Raw genomic sequence first — 6,874 nt, 5'->3', positions numbered from 1 at the left:
AGCCATCATCTGCTTGTGTGGCAATGCGCTGGGCGTGGCGCGTAGAGACTGCCATATGCTCGCCTGTCTTGCGGCTTCAACCGTGTGGCGCTGCCGCGCAAGCTCAGGCTCTTTGGTGTTCAGAGACTTGATGACCTCCGATTTCCCGAAAATTGCCCGCAGGTCGGCGGGGGTTTTCTGACGGAAATAGTAGACGCCTGTCTTGGGATTTTTGTGTGGTCTGGACATGTGTAATACCATCGTGGTGTAGACCCTCGGTGTATATCCGAGCATCATCCAAACCACTAATAACCGTCATCTTTTTGATAATAAAGGGGAAAAGATGGTGCTGTGAGAGAGGATTGAACTCGGGAATTTCTACTGGTGTACTTTGTTTTTATTGAACAATTTTTCGGCCGATACAAGCCCGGTGTAGAACCTTAGTGGTGCACTGGCCGAATGCCGCTAAGGTCCCGTGCAGTTCGAGTTTGGCAATCATCAACTACCTGCCAGCAGCTTAGGAAAGCCTCCTCTCGCTCCTTGGCGCCTAGTAGAGTTGACAGAATCCAAGGAGCACAGCCTCGAGACTTTCTCTTAGCCCAGATTTTACCCAGAGCAAAAAAATGAAAAAGTAGCCCTTGGAGTGCTTTCTTAATCACCCGATATTTATAAGCAGTTCGGTTCCGGTGGTAGGGATGTTCGACCAAATCGAACTTGCTCCTGAAGCGCCAATATCCAAATTTTTTCAGATACTTACACAGAATATCAACTTCATGCAAAAAGTCCCATGTGCACTTCATGAGAGTTTTCTGCGTATCGTTTAAGACAGCCCAACGGTGTGGTCAACATGCCGCATCCCAGAGATTATTTTACATTCGGGGAAAAACTCAGTAACGCAGCTCTACAAGAGAGGATTTAACTCGGAGCAGATTGGCGTTGACCGTTGATTTTACTTATAGATAGTTGCAGTCGCCGGGTTTAACATCGGTAGTGACGGGCGAACGCTTGCTTCAGTTGCAGGGTGGAAACTAACTGCTGACAAAGCGGGCTCCTGAGCAATCACATTTTGAGTTTCCTGTAGGATTGAATAGTGTTTTAATTGTAATATTTTTTTGCACAATTATTGTGTGCCTACGGAGAATAATTTTGATCCTTCTCTTAGGGAGATCAATTGCTTTGCCGACCTGAGCATGCCAAAGTTCAGCGTCTTTTAAAAAGAAATTACTAACTTGCGAGACACGTTTTTATGGACCTTTCAAAAATTCACTCAGTGACTAAATCATATAGCTGGAAAGGCGAGTTCATAGGATATGTCGCTGTGGATTCAGGCACCGCTCAACAGATGTGGATTCCACTCGATGAAGGGAACTATCACTATCAGGCCGTCGTAAAGGCGGTACAAGACGGGGCTTGCCATATTAACGAACCGCTGTTTACGTTTTTTTATTCGGTTTTGGGGAAGTCGAAGAAAGTAGTCGGTTATAACACCAACTTAGGTTTTGTACCAGCAGATGATCAAAACGCTTTATATGTGTTATTGTTAAAAGTAATAGCCGAGCGGACGGCAGAAAATAGAGGGAGTGCTGCTAAGGGAGATATACCGCGTTGTACGCATCTAAAGTTCTGTCTCTTTTTTCCACGCCCATGGCCTCATCTCTCAGGGCCTTTTTTTTGTAATTGGAGTTACAATTTATCCAAGGACTCAAATCCAGTTACATGCCTAATCACTTTGTCTAATCACCCTGAAAATCCATCAAATCCGATACACGCAGCAATTACATCATTAGGCATTGAAAATCTCCAAGTCGCTACATCCGCTTTATTACTGCAGCACGCTATGCTTGAGATTGATTTTGATATAGATGACCTTTGGCGTCTTTTTAAGGCAGAAAGAAAGGCAGGCTTTGGCTCAAATAGCGATTTTATTGATGACCAAGTCGAACAGGGTCGAATTCGATTTGATTGCAAAAAGGGGACTCCGGATACGCGCGTCTTGTTGCAAGTTGCGCCCCAGTTTTTGCGGCGGGCGGTAGCAGACATTGCAAACGATGTAGCACAAGCATTCAACCGAGAATATGGGGGCTATAGCGTCGGATTTATACGCGAGCCAAATCTCCAAGAACAGTTTTTGTGTCTTTTGCACAATAATGGGGATGAACATCACCTATGGCAATTTGGCCAACAGAGTGGGCATTCTTTCAATCTTTCTGGTGAGTGGCATCGCCGTGGACCCGTCGCCCAATCCAAAACCTTATCGTTGGGTTCTGTCGCAAATCGACTTCGAGCGCTTATAGAAGCTGGCTTCGCCCTCGAAGCGATAGTGGTCGCAAACGCGTACAACGAAGTTGTCTGTCGCGAAATAGTGGCAGCCATTGTTTCACACGACCAAGGGGCAATGGAATGGGTCCTTGCGAGCACGAAATTCGGTTATGATCGAAGCCGCGAACTACTATTAAACGCAATCGATTGCATACCAGACGCGTCGCACAAATCCGAGCTCGTGGCTTGGCTAAAAAATTTGGCGAGTGTGTATAGACACAGGAATGCCTATGCACATGCACTCAAATCGATCAATCACGAATTAGATAAAAGTGTTGATACAGTGCGGGAGGCTGAGATGCTGCTTCGGCCTCTTCTTGACGTGTTTGAGAATGGCCGCCTCATGGGTATGATTCAACAGCTCTTAATTGGATCTGAAGAAATCATTAGCCACAAAGCCAAGACTGAAATGCTATCAAGAATCAAAGAACAAATGGTGGCCGCTGAGGTGCATGTCCGATCTGGATAGATATCGATATAAAATAGATATGGAAATGAAAGCGCGCTGCGACACCTAACCACTCTCTTTTTATCTGAAACTCGGCAACAAGCGCTGGACTTTCGTAGCGACAAAGCTGAAGCGTTCCAAGCATGGGACACACGTAAGGTTCCATATTGTGCTGCAACTTGCGGAACCCGGCTAAGAACCTCGCCTTTAGTGTGCAATCTCGTAAGGCATGGAAAGTCTTTAAAAGCAATGCGCACATTCAAACAGGTGGCTAAAAGTGTAGGTTTTGTTAACATTTACCGCAATAAGATTGAGAGGCAACGCGGCCAGCCTGCTCGCATGATTTCTCCGAGAAAATTCGAAACCCTGTGATAGATATTATGGCTACGCAGTACCCCCCGCCACCCCTCATAGAATTTAGAAGGAGATTATCTATGTATCGTTTTAGTCAGCTTTTTGCGGTCATGTGGCTCGGCTTTCTTGCGAGTGAGGCCAGCGCCTATGTCGCAGGCGGGCATGAGTATGAAGACAGCTGCAATGCTGATGGGTATGTTCTTACATCCAAATATCCTGTGACCAGAACCATCGGACAGGGTGCCTCAAACAGTTATGTCACAGGCATCGAGAAGCTGTATCTTGGGCGCAGTTGTGATGCCTACCACGCGATTTACGGCGATGGCCAATGGTGTTGGGCCAACGGCGGTTTTCTCGCTGAGTTCGAGGATGCAGAATTTGGCTTTGGGCGTCAGGAACTCTTTTGCCGCAGCGACGAAGACCTTGGCCTTGAATGTCGTTGCCAGTGACACGCCCATCAGTAGCGGTATCCTCGGCTTGCCGGGGCGGCACATCTGCGAGATCGTCTCAAAGGGCTTGCTCTAATGCGACGTCTCAAAAGGTAGAGTTCTCCGTCTCACATAAATGGTATTGACATAAAGAGACGGTCGCGCCTATTACATCTCAAGACTTCAAAGAGACGTTGATAGGAGAATGCATCATGCTTATTGGATACGCCCGCACCTCGACCACCGACCAGAAGGCAGGCCTTGAAGCCCAACTTCGCGACCTCTCCCAAGCTGCCTGTGAGCGCGTGTTTCAGGAGGAGGTTTCCTCTGTGGACAAAGATGGCAGGGGCCAGCTTGAGGAAGCCCTACAGTTCATCCGTGAAGGAGACGTGCTTGTGGTCACGAAGTTGGACCGCTTGGCCCGGTCCGTAAAGCACTTGCTGGAAATCACGGAACGGCTTGAGACCAAGAATGCCACCCTGCGCATCATCGGCATGGGCATCGACACCGCCACCCCGAACGGGCGCTTGATGCTGAACCTACTGGGCAGCATTGCACAATTTGAACGTGAAATCATGTTGGAACGCCAGCGTGAGGGCATTGCCAAGGCGAAAGCTGACGGGAAGTATCGGGGTCGGAAGCCGACGGAGGAAAATAAGGTAGAGGAAATCAGGCGACTTGTGCATGTCGATGGGCTTTCTGCAACTGAGGCAGCCAAGCGCGCAGGGGTGGCAAGGGCTACGGCTTACAGGGTCTTGAAGGACGCCTGAAGTAGGGCACCAAAAGGTTGGAGGCGGGGGCTACGACCTGATAACCCAATAACCCACACCCTTAGACCAAAACACCCGGCCCCCCGCGAATAACCCCCACTATAGCCAAAGAAGTCGCCCTGCCTGTCTCAGGTGGGGCGCAATCTATTCCAACCCCCTAAGTCGCACCTTTGCGCCTCCCTTTGGTTCATCCTCAGGGAACCCTTTTCGCTTTGTCACACTCAAAGGACGCATCACCATGCACAACTTCGCCCGCCGCAAGACTTCAGGCCAAGAGCGGACTCTCCGTTTCGTCTCCGACCTCACCGCCGCCCAGCGCCAACACCTCCCAGAGTGCCCTTCTGTGGCCGCCGCAATCATTACAGCAAAGGCACGTTCGTGGCGGACCATCCGTCTTCGCCCTGAAGTTCTTTCGGTACTGGATGGCCTAATGGCGCGCAGTCGCAAGCACCTAGGAGAGGGGGAATTGTCCCTCTCTGAAGTCATGGCCGCGCTGATACTCGCAGGCCTTCCAAAGGTTTCTTCGCAGTTGCCCTTCAATGTGTGAGGCCCCGCCCATCAGTCCCATTTTACTCAAGCCAATGGAAACCCAATCATGACCATAAATCTTGAAATCAACCGCCTCATAAACGACCCCGCGTTCTCACCGCGACTGGCCACCGACAACCGTCACGTTCACGAACTCGCCCGCGCTCTGCGTATAAGTGGCGATCTGGACCCAATCAAAGTTTGGGAGGAGCCTGAGACTAAGAGGCTCGTCATTCTCGACGGTCGCCATCGTGTCGCTGCATATCGCCTTTGCCAGATGGACAGCATTCCTGCGCGTGTCGTTGAGGGGAACCGGAAAGCAGCCCGCATCGAAGCTGCAAGGGACAACTCCAAGACCTCTTTCCCTTGGACCACCTCGGAATGCACCCAATATGCTTGGGGTCTGGTTATCGAAGGTGCTGGGTCAAAAGCACAGATAACCGCCGCTACCCGCGTGACACGCGAAACCATAAGGAAGATGCGGAGGCGGTTAGATGAGATCACAGCATCCGGTAAAACCCCAACGGGCAACTGGTGGAGCGACCGCAATGACAAGCAACTTCAAGGTGCCCCGGAAGAGGACACTGATGCCGCCAAGCAAGCCCGCATCGAAAAGATTAGGGATTTGCTGAACGCAGTTGAAACACGGTTCAAGAATGAGTTCGCCAAGAGGGCCACAATGGAAGAACTTGGTCTAGCCTTACGCTGGCATCTAGGACAGGCACGGTTCAAAGCGATGTATTCAGGTGGCCATCTAGCCGACGAGGATGAGTTCAGCGCCAACTTTGAACACCACCCAATTGCACCACCTCCAAGCGACCCCAACGACGACTTCTGACCACCCAAAGGGGCAACCCTGACTAGGCCAGAATGGCCCCCCTGATGGCCTTTCGCGTCCTACGCAATAACCTTCCACAAACCCGATGCAAATACCCCCAGCGACTCGCTGAAGGGGCCTGAAGCGCATCACTCAAAAACCCAAAGGAAACACTTATGACAAACTCGAACACATCGGCTTTGGCCGAACAAGCCCCTACAACCAACGGTGACCAGCCACACGATGGCCAGACCCATATTGAGATTTACACCGATGGCTCATGTATCGGAAATCCCGGACACGGCGGTTATGGCGTCGTTATTCTTCGTCGTGACAACAACGGCGCAATCCTCAATCGGCGGGAGCTTTCTGGCTTCGAACTCTCGACGACCAACATCCGCATGGAGATGACCGCCGCCTGTGCCGCAATCGAAAGCCTTGGACGTGTCACCGCAGAACCAATCACGGTCTTCTCTGATGCCAACCTTATCCCCAATGCGATGAACGGTTGGCTGGCAAACTGGAAGGCAAAGAATTGGAAGAAAAGCGATGGCAAGACCGTTGTGAACCAAGATCTCTGGCAACGTCTAGAGGCGGCAGCCAAAGGGCGGAACGTAACATGGGCTTGGGTGCGGGGTCACAACGGCAACGAACACAATGAGAGGGCGGATAGGCTGGCCTATGCTGGATCACGCAAAGCCGAAGCCAAACTAAAGGCCCCATAAGGCCTGCGCTACAATGCCTCGGCGGGGAAACCTGCCGGGGACATTATAAGAGGCTTTCTTCTTTCAGGCCCCGATGTCTACGCGAGGGAATGCGTCTATCGCTCGACGCATCGCTTTTATCGTTACCTCACCATAATCTGAAGCTGAGGTTCCATCGTTATGGCCTTGGATTACGTCGCGAACTTCTTGGTCAATTCCGACATCTCGGCACAATGTCTTGAAACGGTGCCGCCAAGCGTGGTTTGGCCAGATGCGTTTGTCGGTTATCCCTACGTCCTTACGTACCCATTCGCCGACCTTTCCGCTTATCACTGCGGCCAGTTTGACAGAGTCAGCGGTTGGCTTTCCCAATGCGAAGAAGAGGGCCCCCGGCGGCTGGCTCTCAATGAAATCCACCAGCCCAATTTCAATAAGATGGCGATGAAGAGGGACTATGCGGTACTTGCCAGTTTTCACGGTTCCGCTCTCAGGGGTTATGCGTAGGCATGGCACTCCGTATTGCAAAA

General features: G+C 50.9%; 8 protein-coding genes. 6 read left to right on the top strand and 2 right to left on the bottom strand.

Annotation, left to right across the window (positions count from 1 at the left end):
• A partial coding sequence (locus BMY36_RS20370) for a DUF6538 domain-containing protein (RefSeq protein ID WP_217646640.1) occupies nucleotides 1-228 on the bottom strand: 228 nt, incomplete at its 3' end.
• 997 nt (nucleotides 229-1,225) lie between these two features.
• Here BMY36_RS20370 and BMY36_RS19715 point away from each other — a divergent pair.
• The 6 genes from BMY36_RS19715 (at nucleotide 1,226) to rnhA (ending at nucleotide 6,368) form a co-directional block, all read left to right on the top strand.
• The gene (locus tag BMY36_RS19715) at nucleotides 1,226-2,767 is read left to right on the top strand and encodes a hypothetical protein (RefSeq protein ID WP_175469346.1); all 1,542 of its coding nucleotides are present in this window, start codon (nucleotides 1,226-1,228) and stop codon (nucleotides 2,765-2,767) included.
• Between the two features lie 413 nt (nucleotides 2,768-3,180).
• Complete coding sequence (locus BMY36_RS18550) at nucleotides 3,181-3,549, top strand: hypothetical protein (RefSeq protein WP_050518507.1); 369 nt, start codon at nucleotides 3,181-3,183, stop codon at nucleotides 3,547-3,549.
• 191 nt (nucleotides 3,550-3,740) lie between these two features.
• Nucleotides 3,741-4,298 carry a recombinase family protein gene (locus BMY36_RS18545; RefSeq protein ID WP_050518506.1) on the top strand — a complete coding sequence of 186 codons (558 nt, stop codon included), beginning with the start codon at nucleotides 3,741-3,743 and terminating at the stop codon, nucleotides 4,296-4,298.
• 238 nt (nucleotides 4,299-4,536) lie between these two features.
• Nucleotides 4,537-4,845 (top strand): hypothetical protein, encoded by a 309-nt coding sequence (locus BMY36_RS18540; RefSeq protein ID WP_050518505.1) that lies wholly within the window; start codon nucleotides 4,537-4,539, stop codon nucleotides 4,843-4,845.
• A 48-nt stretch (nucleotides 4,846-4,893) separates the two neighbouring features.
• Nucleotides 4,894-5,664, top strand: coding sequence for a ParB N-terminal domain-containing protein (locus BMY36_RS18535; RefSeq protein WP_050518504.1), 771 nt, complete (start codon nucleotides 4,894-4,896; stop codon nucleotides 5,662-5,664).
• 155 nt (nucleotides 5,665-5,819) lie between these two features.
• Complete coding sequence (gene rnhA, locus BMY36_RS18530; RefSeq protein WP_082224750.1) at nucleotides 5,820-6,368, top strand: ribonuclease HI; 549 nt, start codon at nucleotides 5,820-5,822, stop codon at nucleotides 6,366-6,368.
• Between the two features lie 63 nt (nucleotides 6,369-6,431).
• On the opposite strand, the gene BMY36_RS20365 is transcribed toward rnhA, so the two are convergent.
• A partial coding sequence (locus BMY36_RS20365; protein ID WP_473241538.1) for a site-specific integrase occupies nucleotides 6,432-6,874 on the bottom strand: 443 nt, incomplete at its 5' end.

The sequence above is a fragment of the Pseudorhodobacter antarcticus genome (assembly GCF_900110135.1).
Taxonomy (GTDB): domain Bacteria; phylum Pseudomonadota; class Alphaproteobacteria; order Rhodobacterales; family Rhodobacteraceae; genus Pseudorhodobacter; species Pseudorhodobacter antarcticus.
Note: the sequence above shows the minus strand (reverse complement) of the source record. Positions and strands in the feature narration are given on the sequence as shown.

Excerpts from the sequence above, each read along its gene's own strand:
- BMY36_RS19715 (WP_175469346.1), top strand. The coding sequence starts at position 1,226 with ATGGACCTTTCAAAAATTCACTCAGTGACTAAATCATATAGCTGGAAA.
- BMY36_RS18550 (WP_050518507.1), top strand. The coding sequence starts at position 3,181 with ATGTATCGTTTTAGTCAGCTTTTTGCGGTCATGTGGCTCGGCTTTCTT.
- BMY36_RS18545 (WP_050518506.1), top strand. The coding sequence starts at position 3,741 with ATGCTTATTGGATACGCCCGCACCTCGACCACCGACCAGAAGGCAGGC.
- BMY36_RS18540 (WP_050518505.1), top strand. The coding sequence starts at position 4,537 with ATGCACAACTTCGCCCGCCGCAAGACTTCAGGCCAAGAGCGGACTCTC.
- BMY36_RS18535 (WP_050518504.1), top strand. The coding sequence starts at position 4,894 with ATGACCATAAATCTTGAAATCAACCGCCTCATAAACGACCCCGCGTTC.
- rnhA (WP_082224750.1), top strand. The coding sequence starts at position 5,820 with ATGACAAACTCGAACACATCGGCTTTGGCCGAACAAGCCCCTACAACC.